This is a genomic window from Microvirga sp. HBU67558, from assembly GCF_018069605.1.
GTDB classification, from domain to species: domain Bacteria; phylum Pseudomonadota; class Alphaproteobacteria; order Rhizobiales; family Beijerinckiaceae; genus Microvirga; species Microvirga terrae.
Window position 1 is genome coordinate 1 of record NZ_JAGPUP010000536.1, and the last position, 16,549, is coordinate 16,549.

Sequence of the window (16,549 nt, forward strand, 5' to 3'; positions counted from 1 at the left end):
ATCGAGCTGTCAAGAACAAAGTGAGAACACATCGTTGCGCAGACCCTGCCACGTCATCACCGGCCCTGTGCCGGTGATCCCGATCCGGGAAGCGCCGCGCCTCACCGCAGCGGGATGGCCGGGACAGGCCCGGCCATGACGGGGTGCGTGGAATGACGGGCGGTGGGTAGCCATGACGTGGTGGGTGTCAGGACGGGCGGAGGGTGGCGGAACGGCCGCAGGATGACGGGAGCCGCTCCACGAGACTGCCGGGGCCGTTCCGGAACGACCGGGACACGACGCCATTGACAGCCCCCTTGCTCTCCCGCATCCAAACGTCATGCCGCAGACCGCCACCGTCCGATCCACCGGCGATTTCCACGCCGACCGCCGCTATGAGTATGCCCGCTCCGCCTTCGACGAGGGCGACTTCGAGGCTGCCGCCGACCTGGCCCGTCAGGTGCTCGAGCTTGCCCCGGACTTCGCTCCGGCCCAGGCGATGCTCGGTCGCTCGGCCGCCGAACTGGGCCTAGCGGACGAGGCGGTGAACGCCCTGCGTCGCGCCCTCGCGCTCGAGCCCGAGGATGCGCTGGGCGTGCGGATCGACCTCGCGCGGCTCGGTGCGCTTGCGCCCGAGGCGGCGATCACCGATGGCTACGTGCGCGCGCTCTTCGACGACTACGCGCCGAAATTCGACCGGCACTTGACGAGAAGCCTCGCCTATCGGGGACCGGCGCTGATCGCCGACGCGCTGCGCCGGGCCTGCTCCAAACGGATGCGGGAGTACCGCTTCGGCGCCAGTCTCGATCTCGGTTGCGGCACGGGGCTGATGGCGCAGGAGCTCGCAGGATGCTGCGCGTCCATCGAGGGCGTCGATCTCTCGCCGCGCATGCTCGAGAAGGCGCAGAAGACGAAGCTCTACGACGCCCTGCACGAGGGCGAGCTCCTGGCGTTCCTCGCCGGCCGCCGGACGGGCGAGGCCGATCTCGTGGTGGCGGCCGACGTGTTCGTCTACATGGCGGCGCTCGATGCCGTGTTCCGCGAGGCGCATCGGGTGCTGGGCCGCGAAGGGCTCTTCGCCTTCACCGTGCAGGCGCACGAGGGCGAGGGCTTCATCCTCGGGGCGGATGCCCGCTACGCCCACAGTGGATCCTATCTGCGCGACGTCGCGGACAGCACGGGCTTCGATGTCGTGATCATCGAGCGCGTCTCGACCCGGGAGGATCGCGGCGTGCCGGTTCCCGGGCTTCTGGTGGTGATGCAACGCTAGGCTCCCGGCAACCTTGGACGTCATGGCCGGGCCTGTCCCGGCCATCCCGATCCGGTGAGGCGCGGCGCTTCAGACCATCGGGATCACCGGCACGAGGCCGGTGATGACGTGAGGGGCTGCCGGCCCTTGGTGAACCGGTCTGCGAATGAGGTTGCGTCTTGCAGAGTAGCCTACTCGGCCCGCGCCGAAGGATGCGGGGCGCTCTCGTAGCAGCCGGCCACCGACTGGTCGAAATCGATCACCGAGCCGGTCATCATGCCGGATTCCGAACTGCACAGGAACGCCACGGCGCGCGCCACCTCCGCCGGCTCCAGCAGGCGGCCGAAGGGCTGCTCCTTCATGGCCCTCTCCAGCCAGCCGTCCTGGGCATCGTGGTAGGTCTTCATGATCCGGTCCTCGCCCGGCGTGTTCATCCAGCCGATGTTCAGGGCGTTCACCCGGATGCGCCACGGCATGAGGCTGAAGGCGGCGTTCTTGGTCAGCGTGGCGAGCGCGCCCTTCGAGCCGCTATACGCGGTGATGAAGGGCTGGCCGCCATGGGCCGACATGGACAGGATGTTGACCATCGCGCCTTCGATCTTCTCGCGCCGCATGATCTTGGCGGCTTCCTGCATGAGGAAGAAGGGCGCACGCACGTTGACCGCGAACATGCGGTCGAAGAGTTCCGGGCTCGTGTCGAAGATCGTGCCGCGATCGGTGATGCCGGCCGCGTTCACCAGCACGTCGACGCGCCCGAACACGGTGTCCGCCCGCGCGGTCACCTGACGGGCCTCGTCGACGCTCTCGAGATCGGCCTGCACGAATTCGGTATGGCATCCCTGTCCCGAGATCTCGCGGGCCACCGCGTGCCCGCGCTCCGCGTTGCGGCCGCAGATCACGATGCCCTTGGCACCGCGCTCGGCGAAGGTGCGGGCGATGGCTTCGCCCAGGCCTTGGGTCCCCCCGGTGACGACCGCGATGGCGTTCTGGAACTGGAAGTCGTGCGGCATGACGTGTGCCTTTTCATTCTCGTTGCTGGCTTTGCCCAAGCTGACGGTATCGCGGGCCGGATGGCAAGGGTCCGGCCCTGAGTTTCGACGGGTGTCTACACGGTCAGCTCCTTGACCATTTCCCAGCAGGGAACCGGGACGGGGCCCGCACGGGTCTCGGCGTCCTCGGTGACGGTTTCCGTGCAGCGCCAGCCGCAGCGCTCGTAGAACGAGCGGGCGCCGTGATTGCCGACGAGGCAGCGCAGATGGGCCTTGTCGAAACCGCTGGCCCAGATCGCATGTTCGCTCGCCTGCAGCAGGGCGCGCCCGATCCCGAGGCGTCGCCCCTCGCGGGCCACGTAGAGCTGGCCGAGCAGGTTGTCCGCCCAGGCCGCGAAGCCGAGCAGCCGGCCCTGCCCATAGACGGCGAGCGGCGGCACGGGAAAACGCTTCACCCGCTCGATGAAGAAGCCCTCGTCGCGATGCTCGGCCACGCTCGAGGGCTGCAGCGGGGCCTGCGTCTCCAGCCAGACCGCGTGGTAGAGCCGGCCGATGGCTTCCAGCTCATCGTCTTCGGCTGCGCGAAGCTCCTCGCTCATCGTCCTCCCCTCGTGCCGCCATCATGGTAATTTTGTTTCGTTCGTCAAGACGCGGTCTGGCGAATGGCACACCGTACCTTATCTTGAGGACAGATGTCCCACGCGCCGGCCTCCCTCCTCCCAAAGATCTTCCGCGACTGGTTCAGGCACCGAGGCTGGAAGCCCCGGGAGCATCAGCTCGACCTTCTCGCCAAGGCCCGGGAGGACCGCTCCGTGCTGCTCGTGGCGCCGACGGGGGCGGGCAAGACCCTCGCGGGCTTCCTGCCGAGCCTGGTGGAACTGGCCGAGCGGGGACCGGGTCGCGGCACGGCCAAGGACAGGCGCGGCCTCCACACCCTCTACATCTCTCCCCTCAAGGCGCTGGCCACCGACATCGCCCGCAACCTCGAGGCGCCCGTGCAGGAGATGGGATTGCCCATCCGCATCGAGACGCGCACCGGCGACACGCCCTCCCACAAGCGCGCCCGGCAGATCGAGCGTCCGCCGGATATCCTGCTCACCACGCCGGAGCAGCTGGCGCTTCTCTTGGCCCATGCGGAGGCGCGGGAGTTCTTCAAGGATCTGCGCCGGGTGGTGCTCGACGAGCTGCATTCCCTCGTCACCTCGAAGCGGGGCGACCTTCTGTCGCTCGGGCTCGCGCGGCTTGTCGCCATCGCCCCGCAGGCGACCGCCGTGGGGCTGTCCGCTACGGTGCGCGAGCCGGACGATCTCAGGCGCTATCTGGTGCCGCAGCGCTCGCCGTCTCCGTCCGAGGAAGAGGTGGAGCGCGGTCAGCTTGCCGACCTCGTCGTCGTGCAGGGCGGCGCGCAGCCCGACATCCGCATGCTCGAAATCGACGAGCGCCTGCCGCTCGCCGGCCACACCGCCTCTCTCTCCATGCCGGCGATCTACGATCTCATCCGGGATCACAAGACCACCCTCGTCTTCGTCAACACGCGGCTGCAGGCGGAATACACGTTCCAGGAACTCTGGAAGCTCAACGACGACAACCTCGCTATCGCGCTTCATCACGGCTCCCTCGACGTGTCGCAGCGCCGTCGCGTCGAGGAGGCGATGGCGGCCGGAAGGCTGAAGGCGGTGGTGTGCACCGCGACGCTCGATCTCGGCATCGACTGGGGCGACGTGGATCTCGTGGTGAACGTGGGCGCGCCCAAAGGCGCATCCCGGATCATGCAGCGCATCGGTCGCTCGAACCACCGCATGGACGAGCCGTCGGAAGCCTATCTCGTGCCGGCGAACCGCTTCGAGATCCTGGAATGCCGCGCGGCACTCGACGCGGTCCACGAGGCCGCGCAGGACACGCCGGATGCGCGCACCGGCGCCCTCGACGTGCTCTGCCAGCACATCCTCGGCATGGCCTGCGCCGAGCCGTTCAGGCTCGACGGATTGTACGAGGAGGTGCGCTCCGCCGCGCCCTATGCGGGCCTGACCTGGGAGGATTTCGAGGCCTGCGTCGCCTTCGTGGCGACGGGCGGCTATGCGCTGCGGGCCTATGAGCGCTTCGCCAAGATCGTCAAGGGCAAGGACGATCTGTGGCGCGTGCGCGACGCGAAGGTGGCGCAGCAATACCGGCTGAACGTGGGCACCATCGTCGAGTCCAGCATGATCAAGGTGCGGCTCGGCAAGTCGGCGCGCTCGCGGCCCGGCACCGTGCTGCCGCGGGGGCGCATCCTCGGCGAGATCGAGGAGTACTTCGCCGAGACGCTGACGCCGGGCGATACCTTTCTCTTCGCCGGCGAGGTGCTGCGCTTCGAGGGCATCTCCGAGGACGAGGCGCTGGTGACCCGCGCGGGCGCCGGCACCGACCCGATGATCCCGTCCTACGAGGGCGGCAAGTTCCCGCTCTCCACCTTCCTGGCCGCGCGGGTGCGGCAGATCCTCGCCGATCCCTTCGAGTGGGACCGCCTGCCGCAGCAGATGACCGACTGGCTCCTGCAGCAGCGCCGGCGATCGCTCCTGCCCGGGCCGCGCGACCTCCTGGTCGAGACCTTTCCCCGCGGCAACCGCTTCTACATGACCTGCTTTCCCTTCGAGGGACGGCTCGCCCACCAGACGCTGGGCATGCTGCTCACCCGCCGGCTCGAGCGGGCGAAGCTCAAGCCGCTGGGCTTCGTGGCCAACGATTACGGCATCGCGGTCTATGCCTCGGGCGACGTCGCCGACCGCGCCGCGCGCGATCCCGCCTTCATGGACGACCTGTTCTCCGAGGACATGCTCGGCGACGATCTCGAGGACTGGCTCGCCGAATCCTCCCTCATGAAGCGCACCTTCCGCCAATGCGCGGTGATCGCCGGCCTCATCGAGCGCCGCTTCCCGGGGGAGAAGAAGACCGGCCGTCAGGTCACGATCTCGACAGACCTCGTCTACGACGTGCTGCGCAAGCACGAGCCCGACCACGTGCTCCTGCGCGCCTCGCGGGCGGATGCGGCAACGGGACTCCTCGACGTGAGGCGTCTCGGCATGATGCTAGAGCGCATCCGGGGGCGAATCATCCACAAGCCGCTCGACCGGGTTTCTCCTTTGAGCGTGTCCGTCATGCTGGAGATCGGCCGCGAGCGCGTCTATAGCGACAACGCGGACGAGATTCTAGCCGAGGCGGAAGCGGCGCTTCTCGACGAGGCTTTGGCGTGACGGCATTGCGGAAGAACAAACAGACAACACATGAGATCGAGCTGGCCGGTCAGCTGGCCCTCCTCGACCTGACGGGGGCGATGTATCTGCCCGCCCACGACGCCCTGCTCGTGGCCGATCTCCATTTCGAGAAGGGCTCGTCCTTCGCCCGGCGCGGCATGATGCTGCCGCCCTACGACACCCGCGAGACGCTTCTGGCGCTCTCCGACGCGGTACTCCGCTTCGACCCGAAGACCGTCGTGGCGCTCGGCGACAGCTTCCACGACATCGGCGGGCCGGACCGCCTCGGCGACGAGGAGCGCGCCACCCTCGCGCAAGCGCAGCAGGGCCGCGACTGGATCTGGGTCACGGGCAACCACGACCGCATCCTGCCCGACAGCATCGGCGGGCAGGTGGTGGACGAGATGGCGCTCGGCTCCCTCACGCTCCGCCACGAGCCGGCGGCAGGCGAGCAGGCCGAGATCGCCGGCCACCTGCACCCGGTCGGCAAGGTGGTCATGCGCGGGCGCGCCACACGGCGGCGCTGCTTCCTCACCGACGGTCGGCGCTGCGTCATGCCGGCGCTCGGCGCCTATGCGGGTGGGCTCAACGCCTGCGACGCCGCCTTCAAGCCGCTCTTCCCGAACGGCTTCACGGCGCATCTCATCGGCACCGAGCGCATCTTCGCCATCGCCCGGTCGATGCTCTGCCGGGACTGAGGAGAGCCGTCGCCCCCTTGTGCTGTCATGGCCGGCACGGGTCCGGTGATGACGGGGAGCGGGGAACCCGCCCGCAGACCTGGCGCGGATCAAGCCGTCGCTTCCTATCGCGGGCGCTTCCGGGACCGTCGCGAGTTACCCGGCCGTCTTGACGACCGGATCCTCCGAGAACCGCGCCTGCCGGGGCGCGAGCTCATGGCCCTGCGGCTGGGTGAGGATCCCGTAAAGCTCCGGCCGGCGTCCCCGGATCCAGCGGCGGCCGGTGGCGAGCGGCAGGAGGCCGAGGTCGAGATCGGCCACCACCAGGGCGTCCTGCGCCTTCCAGGTCTCGTCCACGATGCGGCCGTAGCAGTCGATGATCATGGCGTTGCCGGTGCGCACCTCGCCGTCGTCTTCCCCGACCCCGTTGGAGAAGAGAAGGAAATAGCCGTTGTCGTGGGCGCGGGCCGGCAGCCAGCGCAGCAGCCATTCGCGTCCCTTCGGGCCCCGGAACTCGGCCTCGATGGTCTCGGGATCACGATGGCGGTTCTCCCAGAGGGCGGGGTCGATGAGCCCCATGGCCTGCGGGCTGCGGGACAGGCAGCCGCCGGTCTGGTGCGGCGCCATGACGATGTCGGCGCCGAGCAGCGCGGTAGCGCGGGCGTTCTCCACGAGGTTGTTGTCCCAGCAGATCAGAACCCCGATCCTCACGCCCCAGGGCGTGTCGAAGACCGTGTAGCTGTCGCCGCTCGCGATGTGGTCGCTTTCGAAGGCATGGAGCTTGCGGTGGCGGTGGACACGTCCGTCGGGCAGGCAGACCACATAGGTGTTGAACAGGCGCCCGTCGTCGGCGCGCTCGATCAGACCGACCCCGATGGCCATGTCGTGGCGGGCCGAGAGCGCGAGGACGGCCTGCGTGGAGGGGCCCGCCGGCACCGGTTCGGCCAGCGCCTCCAACCGTTCACGTCCGAGATTGCGCACGTGCCAGTACCCGGTGAGGCACATCTCCGGAAAAGCCAGGATCTTGACGCCCTGATCCGCAGCCTCGCGGGAGAAGCGCTCCACCACCGCCATGTTGGAGGTCTTGTCGTCGGCCTTGTGATGGAACTGAACCGTTCCGCACCGGAGCATCATGATGCCGTTCTCCCTGCATTCGCCGTCGACACGATTGCGTGACGACCCTGAGACGTAAAGACCTGAGCGCGTCCTGGTCAGTCCCGCCGGAAGATCGTGCTGGCGAGCCAGCCGAACAGGAGGGCGATGGCGGCGGTCGACAGGCCGTAGGCCAGGGACCAGTCCCGGGCGATGACGCCGACCTGTTCCTCGAACCCGGTCTTGACCAGCTCGAAATGGGTCTGCGTGCGGGCGAGGATCACCGTGTCGGCGAAGAGGGTCACGTCGACGTCGTAGTTGCCTGGCGGCGCCGTGGCCGGCAGGTCGATGCCGGCGCGGAAGATCTCGGGCGTCAGGAAGGTCACGCCGCGTTCGTCCTCGAGATAGAGGCCCTCCTGGGCCTTCAGCCGGTACAGGGCATCCCGGAAAGGCTGGTCCGCACCGTCGCGACGGCTCGTGAAATCGGCGGAATTGATGATGGCGCTCAGGCCGACCTTCTGGCGCTGCCGCAGCTGGTCGCTCGTGATCTCCTCGATCGGCCGGGAGCTGAGGACGTTCAGGTAGGCCGGCGCTGTCGGAAACTTCTGCTGTTCCTGGTTGATCCAGACCGGACCGAGCCGCTCCTTCTCGCGCACCGTGAGGAACTGGCGCGGGCCGCGGACGGTGACGACGATATCGTAACTTGTGGCGCGGGCGACCGTCTGGGCATCACGCTCGATGGCGCCGAACACGGCGATCTGCGTGCCCGTGTAGTTGGAATTGATCAGCACCCGGTGGTTCGACAGGGATGTGATCAGGGTTTCCGCCCGCGCGCTGACCATCGTGCCGACGAGGATCAGGAGGGCGCCGACGATCCTCACGTGCGCGTCTCCTGCGTGGTGATGGAGAAGGGCTCGTCCGGCTCCAGCACGAGTTCGAGGCCGAAGCGCAGGCCCACCGCCAGGAGCAGGATGGCGAGCAGGAAGCGGAACAGCTCCGCTCTCAGGTGCCTCCCCATGCGGGCGCCGAACTGCGCCCCGAACACGCCCCCGACGATGAGCAGGATCGCCAGGACCATGTCGACGGCCTGATTCGTCACGGCATGGAGAATGAGGGCCACGAGGGTGGTGCAGACGATCTGGAACTGGGAGGTTCCCACAACCACGTTGGTCGGCACCCGGAAGACGTAGAGAAGGGCCGGCACCACGATGAAGCCGCCGCCGATGCCCAGCAGGGCGCCGGCGAAGCCGATGAACAGGGACAGCCCGATGATCGGGATGATGCTCACATAGAGCTTGGATCGGTAGAAGCGCATGCGCAGCGGCCAGCCGAGATAGGGCGCGTGCTCGCCCGCCTGCCGCCGCAGGCGCACAGCGCCGCCCTTCCGCCGGCTCCAGAATTCCCGGATGCTCTCCTTCAGCATCAGGCTGCCCACGATGGTGAAGAGCGTCACGTAGGAAATGACGATCACGAGATCGAGCTGTCCGGCCCGTCGCGCCGCCGCGAAGAACCACACGCCCAGCGCCGAGCCGACGAATCCTCCTGCGACCAGGATGGCGCCGAGCTTGTGGTCGAGGGCGTTGCGGCGCAGCGCGCCGAGCACGCTGGTGGTGGAGGAGGCGACGATCTGCGCCGATTGAGTCGCCACGGCGACGGCCGGGGGGATCCCCAGGAAGATGAGGAGCGGCGTCATGAGAAATCCGCCGCCGATCCCGAAAAGCCCGGATATGAAGCCCACCGCCGCACCCATCCCGAGGATGAGAAGAACGCTCACGGGCATCTCAGCGATCGGCAAATAGATTTGCAACCCGGTTCCCCCATTGGCCGGTGCAGCCACGTCGTTGTTACAGCATCATGCAGGCGGTGTAACGGTCATGTTCTGAACGGAAGATGACAAAGCCTGCGTGCGCTCAACTCCGGTCGCCCTGAGTTCGATCCAGAGCGGCCGTTCGGCCCGGGACGGCGACGGGCGGTCTGTTGGCGAGAGGATCGACCGGCCGAGGGCGCCAGGCTTCGAGAGCGGCCTTGGCGGCCTTCAGTTCGGCCGCGCTCAGGCGCCCGGCGATCTCGTCCCGCTTCTGGCCCGCCTCCGCGTCTCCCTGGTCGGCCGCGAGGGAGAACCACCGGAATGCCTTCGCCGGATCCGCCTTGGCCCCGATGCCGAGGGCGAGCAGGACGCCCAGATTGTATTGGCTGTCCCGCAGGCCGGACTCGGCAGCCTCGCCGTACCAACGCATCGCGGCGACGTAATCCGGCTTCCCGTTCCTGCCCGAGGCGAGAAGGGTGGCGAGATTGTGCATGGCGCGGATGTTGCCGCCCAAGGCCGCCCGCTCGTACCAGAAAGCGGCCTGCTTGAGGTCCAGGGGAATACCGTCGCCCTTCTCGTGCATCGTGGCGAGCCGCTCCTGCGCCGGAGGAAGGCCAGCCTGAGAGGCCCTCTCGAAAAGGCGGGCGGCGGCGGTCATGTCCTTTGCCATCCCGCGTCCCTCGGCGGCCCGGGAGGCGATCTCATAGAGCGCTGCCGCGTCGCCCGAAAGGGCCGCCTGCTGCAGGCCCGCCGGGGCATCCGCCGGGATGCCCTTGATGGTCGCAGGATCGACGAGAAACTGCCCGGACACGAGCGGATCGGCGGACACGGCCCCGGTGGCGAGGCTGGACGACTGGAAGACGCTCAGATCGGCGGCTTGAGAAGCATCGGTGGCGGTGCCGACCGGCTTCGCATCGGCGGCAGGCGCCGCTTCCTGCCGCACGCTCGCCGGCACCGGGTCGGGCGAGACCCGCCCGATGGACAGGATCGGGTAGGTGCCGGTCGCCAGGATCAGAAACGCCACCCCGAACAGGAGAGGGCGCCGGCGGCTGTCGAGGCTGCGGCGCAGGCGCTCGAACAGGGACGCGACGCCGGCTGCGGATTCATCGGCCTCGGGCTGTTCGGCCTCGACCGCGGACCCGGCCTCCTGCTTCAGGGGCGACGGGGTGGAAACGGGGGCAGGCTCCGGGATCGCGCTCTGCGCGGCCCGTCGCGCGGCCGCGATGAAGCTGGCGCGCAGATGGCCGAGATCGGGTTCCGGAGTCGGTTCGGGCGGCGCAACCGTCGGGGCTGACGGGGAGGCGGCGTCCGGAGGAGGCGGGGCGGCCTCATTCATCTGCGACAGGGTGGCGGCATGGAGCCTGCGCACGGCGGCTTCGAGACGATCCGCGGGCAGCCGCGGCCCCGCGGGCGCTGCCGGCATGGACGGGCCCGGGCCGGCCGTCACGGGAGCGTCCCCGTTCGGCAGCCGGGACGTGAGGGCTTCCAGCGCGTCGCGGACGGCCCGGAGGGTCTCCTGCGTCTTCTTGTCGGACCTATTGTGAAGGGCCTTCAGCTCGACGACCCCATGCCTGAGGGCATCGAGATCGCCGGAATCCGGCAGGGCAGGGCGAATGTCGTTCAGCACGGTCCTGGCCGCACGCTCCGCGATGCCGACCGCCTCGTCCTGAAGCCTCTTGAGGTGTCCGCCCGCCTCGGTCAGGGCCGTCTGCAGGGCTTCCCCCGGAATCTGATCGAACCGTTCGGCCAGAGCCGCCACCTGGCGCTCGAGAGTATCTAGGCCCGTGGGCTGAGACGGCGTCCGCTCAAGCTTCTGGTCGATGGATCGCAGCATCTGGGCCATGCCGGAGGTATCGGCCTGCCGGACGAGTTCGCGCAGCTCCTGCTCGATGCGGTCGAACCGCTCGATCAAGGGCTCGCGGGGCTGCGCCTCCCTTTCGGCAACGGCCTCGATCCGCGAGGATAGGTGCTCGATCCTGTCGATCAGCGTCTCGCCGCCAACGGCGCGGCCTTCCGACAGGCCGGCCATCCGCTCGGTCAGCAGCGCGAGCTGCTCGCTGATCGGGGTCAGGTCCGCCGGTGCCGGTTGAGGACGGCGGGCGAGGAGGTCCACGCTGCGGCTCAAGGTCTCGAGCTGCTCGGGAACGCGGCTCGTCTCCTGCGCCGTGGCAGTGACGTAGAGAGCCGAGCAGACATCGTCGAGGGAGGTCTTCAGAGCGGTGAAATCGCTCTTGCTCACCTGATGGAGGCGCAGTTCCGACAACTGGCGGGCGAGGGTCTCGATCTCGCCGGACAGCCGGGCGATCTGCTGCGGCTCGGCCCGGTGCGCCAGATCCTGGCGCATGTCGACGATCTGGCCGCTGAGGAAATCCACGACCGAGCGGTCCACCCCGGACGCGGCCATCGCGTCGATCTTGGCTTTGATGTGGTCGATGTCCTGGCCGATGCGCCCGTGCAGCTCGTCGCTCACCTCTCCCGCAAGCGACCGGATCTGCTCGTAGAGCACGGTGATCGAGCCGGCGAGGGTGCGCATATCCTTGACCGTCGGCCCCTGTCCGAGATCCTTGGCGATCGACCCGAGGGCCGCGTCGAGAGCCGCGATCTCCTCACGGGTCGCCAGGCTTTCGATGCCTGAGCGGAGGCCGTCGATCTCGGCGCGGATCCCGTCGACGGCAGGGATAAGGGTCGGATTGGGCTGTTCGAGATGGGAGGCGAGACGGGACATGTCGGCCCGCAGGCCGACCAGGGTTTCGGACACGGGAGCGAGCGCCTTGAGCGCCTCCTCGACCGGAAATTCGATGCGGGGCGGGGCAGTCCGTTCCGCGGTGACCTGCCGCTCCACCGTCTCGAGACGCTCCTTGAGAGACGACAGGGCCTCCGAGAGAACCGCGGCGATCCGGTCCTGCTGATCCGCTGAGCTGCGGGAGGCATCGTTCAGGCGGATCTCCGCCTGCTCGATCCAACTCGCCATGGATTCGAGTGCCACCGCGGTCCGGGATGCCTGATCCTGGGCCGGACGCCCGCTCTGCGCCGCCACGGCGGCCATCAGGGTGTCGTAGTCGCGCTTGGGCCGCGAACGGGGGGACATCCGGGCGATGAGGCCGTCGAGATCGCTGCCCGCCCGCCATGGCGAGGGTCCGGGCCTGTCCTGCGTCTCTTCGAGAACGGCCGCGATCCATTCCTCGAGGCTCATGCCGGCCTGCCGAGCCGCGGCGGAGATCAGCGCGCGGGCATCGAGATCCAGGTCGTCAGATCTTGAGAAGACGGGTCGTCTCATGGTTGGGCTCGCCGGGATACGCGTGAACTCGAGAAGGCCCGCACGGCCCCGAGCCGGTGCGCGCCTGATGGGCCGGAGCCTGAACGAGGCGAATCACCCCGCGTCAAGACCCCCTGCCCAGCGCTGCAACTTCCGTCCGGCATAGTAAAAAACCCGTTAAACGGAGGGGATTTAGCGGCGAACCGGGCATGGGGATCCCATGACTTCCGCAACGGTAATCTTCCGAAGCGCTCTTCCTTTACCCCAGCGGCAGATCCGAAACGTAACACTCTTGCAAAGAGGCTAAATAATGTTCTATCATTTCATTACTGAAGGGGAAGTGCTCATACTTACCCTGTCATGAAGAAATCACGGGGGGTTCCATGGACCAATTTACGGGCAGCACTCCTGCCGGCGAGAGTGCAAAACTTTATACGATCGGCGATCTGGCCCGCGAGTTCGGGGTCACGCTCCGCACCCTGCGGTTCTACGAGGATCGCGGCCTTCTCTCCCCTCGACGGGACGGGACGGCACGCATCTATGATGCCCGCGACCGTGAGCGACTCTCCGTCATCCTCAAGGGCAAGCAGCTCGGTTTCACCCTGACCGAGATCCGCGCCATGGTGGCCGAGGAGCGGTCCGGCAACGGAGCGGCGATGAATCTCAAGCTGTCCCTCGACCAGATCGAAGATCAGATCCGCCATCTCGAGCAGCAGAGAGGCGAGATCGAGGAGGCTCTGGCCGAGCTCCATGCCCGGCGCGCCGGCCTCGCCGTCGCCGCCTGAGCCGCAACGCGATCGTCCGAGACAGCCCATCCGTTCGCAGATCCGCGGATCTGCGAACGGATGGGCGTTTTCGCTTGTGAGCGCGGACGGGCCGGGCAGGCTTCCTGCTGGAGCGGTCTCCCCGCCGCACTGAGACGCCACCGACCCTCGGTCCGGGCCGCAAGATCGGCAGCCGCTTCAGGATCCGATGCTCCTGGAGGAGGGGAAGTTCCGTCGGGACGGGGCCAGGCCGGGCCGGCCCCGATCGTCACGGCTTCCACCAAAGATTTCCCACCCTACCTCTTCCCAAGACGGCAGAATAGTTTATATGTGAACTATCTACTTGGCCGGCACCTTCCCCATGGGAACGTTCATGCCGGAATGGGATCTGGGAGAGTTCGAATGCCGGTCTACAAGGCCCCCGTCGAAGACGTCATGTTCCTCCTGAACGACGTGTTTCCGATTGAGCGTCACAACAACCTGCCCGGTTTCGCCGATGCGACCTCCGACACGGTGGAGGCGATCCTCGCCGAGGGCGCCAAGCTCTGCGAGGAGGTGTTCGCGCCCCTGAACCTCCCCGGCGACCAGGAGGGCTGCACCCGCCACCCCGACGGCTCGGTGACGACCCCGAAGGGCTTCAGGCAAGCCTACGACGCTTATGCCGCCGGCGGCTGGATGGGACTGGCCGCGCCCGGGGAGTACGGCGGCCAGGGTCTACCGTCCGTCCTCAACACGGTGATGCAGGAATTCGTCTCCTCGGCCAACCTGGCGCTCGGCATGTATCCGGGCCTGACGCAGGGGGCCATCGCGGCCCTCGTGGTGCACGGAACCGACGAGCAGAAGAAGACCTATCTGCCGAAGATGATCGAGGGCGCCTGGACCGGCACCATGAACCTCACCGAACCCCATTGCGGCACGGATCTCGGCCTCCTCAAGACGAAGGCCGTTCCGAACGGGGACGGATCCTACGCCATTTCCGGCACCAAGATCTTCATCTCGGCCGGCGAGCACGACATGGCGGAGAACATCGTTCACCTGGTGCTTGCCCGCATCGAAGGAGCGCCCGCCGGAACCAAGGGCATCTCGCTCTTCGTGGTGCCGAAGATCCTCGTCAATGCCGACGGCTCCCTCGGGGACCGCAACGGCGTCTCCTGCGGGTCGCTCGAGCACAAGATGGGCATCCACGGCAACGCCACCTGCGTGATGAACTACGACGGCGCCAGGGGTTGGCTGATCGGCGAGGCGAACCGCGGCCTCAACGCCATGTTCGTGATGATGAACGAGGCGCGGCTGGCGGTCGGCGTCCAGGGACTGTCCCAGTCGGAGGTCGCCTATCAGAACGCGGTGGCCTACGCGAAGGACCGCCTGCAGGGCCGTGCGCTCACCGGGGCCAAGTTCCCCGACAGGCCGGCCGATCCGATCATCGTGCATCCGGACGTGCGCCGCACGCTGCTCTCCATCAAGGCATTCAACGAGGCGGCGCGGGCGCTCATCGTCTGGACGGGGCTGAACAACGACATCGCGCACCGCTCGTCCGACGAGGCGCAGCGCCAGACCGCCGAAGACTACATGGGTCTCATGACCCCCGTGGTGAAAGGCGTGCTCACCGATCTCGGCTTCGACAATGCCGTCAAGGCGCAGCAGATGTTCGGCGGCCACGGCTACATCGAGGAATGGGGCATGTCGCAGTTCGTGCGCGATGCCCGCATCGCCATGATCTACGAGGGCGCCAACGGCATCCAGGCCATGGACCTTGTGGGCCGCAAGCTCGGCAAGGACGGCGGGCGCGCCATCATGGCGTTCTTCAACGAGGTCGGCGCCTTCTGCCAGGAGAATGCCGACGACGAAAGCCTGAAGGCCTATGTGGCGCCCCTGCAGCAGGGTCTCGGCCATCTGCAGCAGGCCACCATGTGGTTCATGCAGAACGCCATGGCGAAGCCCGACAATGCCGGCGCGGGCGCCACCGACTACATGCATCTCTTCGGACTCGTGGTCCTGGGGTACATGTGGGCCCAGATGGCGAAGGCCGCCCAGGCGAAGAAGGCTGAAGGCAACGGCGTTGCCGACAAGATGGATGCCAAGCTCCTGACCGGCCGCTTCTTCATGGAGCGGATGATGCCCGAGACCGGCATGCGTCTCGCCCGCATCTCCACCGGGGCGGACACGACCATGGCGCTGCCGGCGGAAGCGTTCTGACCGCGCAGCAAGTAAAGCGTTCCTTATCCGACAACGATCCCGGCGCGCCTCGCGTCCGGGACGACCACATGACCGGGAGACCCTCATGGCTGATGCCTTTATCTATGACGCCGTTCGCACCCCGCGCGGACGCGGCAAGCCGGACGGTTCGCTGCACGAGGTTCCGGCGGTCGATCTCGCCGTGACGGCGCTCGATGCCATCCGCAAGCGCAACGATCTCGATCCGATGCTGGTGGAGGACGTGGTGCTCGGCTGCGTGGATCCCATCGGCGAGGCCGGCGGCGACATCGCACGCGCCGCGGCCTTGAAGGCGGGCTTCGGCAAGGAGGTTCCGGGCGTGCAGATCAACCGCTTCTGCGCCTCGGGTCTGGATGCCGTGAACCTCGCTGCCGCGCAGGTCATGTCGGGCATGAAGGACATCGCCATCGGGGGCGGCGTCGAATCCATGAGCCGCATCGGCATGGGCGCGTCGGGCGGCGCATGGCCGGTCGATCCCGGCATCGCCATTCCCACCTATTTCCTGCCGCAGGGCATCTCGGCGGATCTCATCGCCACGAAATACGGCTTCTCGCGCGACGATGTCGATGCCTACGCGATCGAGTCGCAGAAGCGCGCCGCGAAGGCCTGGGACGATGGCCGCTTCGCCAAGTCCGTCGTGCCGGTGAAGGATGTCAACGGCATCACGATCCTGGCGAAGGACGAGCACATGCGGCCGCAGACCGATATGCAGTCGCTGGGCCAGCTGAAGGCCGCTTTCGTTCAGATGGGCGAGATGGGCGGCTTCGATGCGGTCGCGACCGCGGCGCATCCGGATGTGGAGTTCGTCAATCACGTGCATCACGCGGGCAACTCCTCGGGCATCGTGGATGGTGCCGCTGCGGTGCTCGTCGGCAGCCGGGAAGGCGGCGCGAAGGCCGGCCTGAAGCCGCGGGCGCGCCTGAAGGGCTTCGCATCCATCGGGTCCGATCTCGCGCTCATGCTCACCGGCCCCATCGACGTGTCGGAGCTCGCCTTGCGCAAGGCCGGCATGACGAAGGACGACATCGATCTCTTCGAGATCAACGAGGCTTTCTCGTCCGTGGTGCTGCGCTACATGCAGGCGATGGATCTCGACCCGGCGAAGGTGAACGTGAACGGCGGCGCCATCGCCATGGGCCACCCGCTCGGCGCCACTGGGGCCATGATCCTGGGCACCGTGCTCGACGAGCTGGAGCGCACGAACAAGCAGACGGCCCTGATCACCTTGTGCGTCGCCGCCGGCATGGGCACGGCTGCGATCATCGAGCGGGTTTGAGACGGCGGAAACGGGA

At 67.7% G+C, this 16,549-nt stretch carries 12 protein-coding genes; 6 read left to right on the plus strand and 6 right to left on the minus strand.

Annotation, left to right across the window (positions count from 1 at the left end):
* Positions 1-319: 319 nt before the first annotated feature.
* The gene (locus tag KBI52_RS19225) at positions 320-1,249 is read left to right on the plus strand and encodes a class I SAM-dependent methyltransferase (RefSeq protein ID WP_210810558.1); all 930 of its coding nucleotides are present in this window, start codon (positions 320-322) and stop codon (positions 1,247-1,249) included.
* A gap of 170 nt (positions 1,250-1,419) precedes the next feature.
* On the opposite strand, the gene KBI52_RS19230 is transcribed toward KBI52_RS19225, so the two are convergent.
* Positions 1,420-2,238: an SDR family oxidoreductase gene (locus tag KBI52_RS19230; protein ID WP_173947090.1), complete on the minus strand. Its 819-nt coding sequence runs from the start codon at positions 2,236-2,238 to the stop codon at positions 1,420-1,422.
* Between the two features lie 95 nt (positions 2,239-2,333).
* Entirely contained in the window at positions 2,334-2,816 is a 483-nt protein-coding gene (locus KBI52_RS19235) for a GNAT family N-acetyltransferase (protein ID WP_173947091.1), read from the minus strand.
* A gap of 93 nt (positions 2,817-2,909) precedes the next feature.
* Between KBI52_RS19235 and KBI52_RS19240 the strand changes: the two genes are divergently transcribed.
* Positions 2,910-5,447 carry a ligase-associated DNA damage response DEXH box helicase gene (locus KBI52_RS19240; protein ID WP_210810565.1) on the plus strand — a complete coding sequence of 846 codons (2,538 nt, stop codon included), beginning with the start codon at positions 2,910-2,912 and terminating at the stop codon, positions 5,445-5,447.
* Entirely contained in the window at positions 5,444-6,145 is a 702-nt protein-coding gene (gene pdeM / locus KBI52_RS19245) for a ligase-associated DNA damage response endonuclease PdeM (RefSeq protein WP_173947093.1), read from the plus strand. Before KBI52_RS19240 ends, pdeM begins: the two co-directional genes overlap by 4 nt.
* A 135-nt stretch (positions 6,146-6,280) precedes the next feature.
* Here the strand turns inward: pdeM and KBI52_RS19250 are convergent, their stop codons facing one another.
* The 4 genes from KBI52_RS19250 to KBI52_RS19265 all read right to left on the minus strand — a co-directional run bounded on the left by KBI52_RS19250 (position 6,281) and on the right by KBI52_RS19265 (position 12,300).
* On the minus strand, positions 6,281-7,258 hold the full coding sequence (locus KBI52_RS19250; protein ID WP_173947094.1) for a nitrilase family protein: 978 nt from the start codon (positions 7,256-7,258) through the stop codon (positions 6,281-6,283).
* A gap of 77 nt (positions 7,259-7,335) precedes the next feature.
* Positions 7,336-8,097, minus strand: coding sequence for a TIGR02186 family protein (locus KBI52_RS19255; protein ID WP_173947095.1), 762 nt, complete (start codon positions 8,095-8,097; stop codon positions 7,336-7,338).
* Positions 8,094-9,023 (minus strand): sulfite exporter TauE/SafE family protein, encoded by a 930-nt coding sequence (locus tag KBI52_RS19260; RefSeq protein ID WP_173947096.1) that lies wholly within the window; start codon positions 9,021-9,023, stop codon positions 8,094-8,096. Before KBI52_RS19260 ends, KBI52_RS19255 begins: the two co-directional genes overlap by 4 nt.
* 103 nt (positions 9,024-9,126) lie before the next feature.
* Positions 9,127-12,300 carry an SEL1-like repeat protein gene (locus KBI52_RS19265; RefSeq protein ID WP_210810569.1) on the minus strand — a complete coding sequence of 1,058 codons (3,174 nt, stop codon included), beginning with the start codon at positions 12,298-12,300 and terminating at the stop codon, positions 9,127-9,129.
* Between the two features lie 362 nt (positions 12,301-12,662).
* Here KBI52_RS19265 and KBI52_RS19270 point away from each other — a divergent pair, with 362 nt between their 5' ends.
* The 3 genes from KBI52_RS19270 to KBI52_RS19280 all read left to right on the plus strand — a co-directional run bounded on the left by KBI52_RS19270 (position 12,663) and on the right by KBI52_RS19280 (position 16,533).
* Positions 12,663-13,064: a MerR family DNA-binding transcriptional regulator gene (locus KBI52_RS19270; RefSeq protein ID WP_173947098.1), complete on the plus strand. Its 402-nt coding sequence runs from the start codon at positions 12,663-12,665 to the stop codon at positions 13,062-13,064.
* A 381-nt stretch (positions 13,065-13,445) separates the two neighbouring features.
* Positions 13,446-15,239, plus strand: a complete 1,794-nt coding sequence (locus KBI52_RS19275; protein WP_173947099.1) for an acyl-CoA dehydrogenase C-terminal domain-containing protein — start codon at positions 13,446-13,448, stop codon at positions 15,237-15,239.
* An 85-nt stretch (positions 15,240-15,324) separates the two neighbouring features.
* Positions 15,325-16,533, plus strand: a complete 1,209-nt coding sequence (locus KBI52_RS19280) for an acetyl-CoA C-acetyltransferase (protein WP_210810575.1) — start codon at positions 15,325-15,327, stop codon at positions 16,531-16,533.
* Positions 16,534-16,549: the final 16 nt, after the last annotated feature.

Coding starts and splice junctions, on each gene's coding strand:
- KBI52_RS19280 (WP_210810575.1), top strand. CDS start 15,325: ATGGCTGATGCCTTTATCTATGACGCCGTTCGCACCCCGCGCGGACGC.
- KBI52_RS19265 (WP_210810569.1), bottom strand. CDS start 12,300: ATGAGACGACCCGTCTTCTCAAGATCTGACGACCTGGATCTCGATGCC.
- KBI52_RS19250 (WP_173947094.1), bottom strand. CDS start 7,258: ATGATGCTCCGGTGCGGAACGGTTCAGTTCCATCACAAGGCCGACGAC.
- KBI52_RS19230 (WP_173947090.1), bottom strand. CDS start 2,238: ATGCCGCACGACTTCCAGTTCCAGAACGCCATCGCGGTCGTCACCGGG.
- KBI52_RS19235 (WP_173947091.1), bottom strand. CDS start 2,816: ATGAGCGAGGAGCTTCGCGCAGCCGAAGACGATGAGCTGGAAGCCATC.
- KBI52_RS19240 (WP_210810565.1), top strand. CDS start 2,910: ATGTCCCACGCGCCGGCCTCCCTCCTCCCAAAGATCTTCCGCGACTGG.
- KBI52_RS19270 (WP_173947098.1), top strand. CDS start 12,663: ATGGACCAATTTACGGGCAGCACTCCTGCCGGCGAGAGTGCAAAACTT.
- KBI52_RS19275 (WP_173947099.1), top strand. CDS start 13,446: ATGCCGGTCTACAAGGCCCCCGTCGAAGACGTCATGTTCCTCCTGAAC.
- KBI52_RS19225 (WP_210810558.1), top strand. CDS start 320: ATGCCGCAGACCGCCACCGTCCGATCCACCGGCGATTTCCACGCCGAC.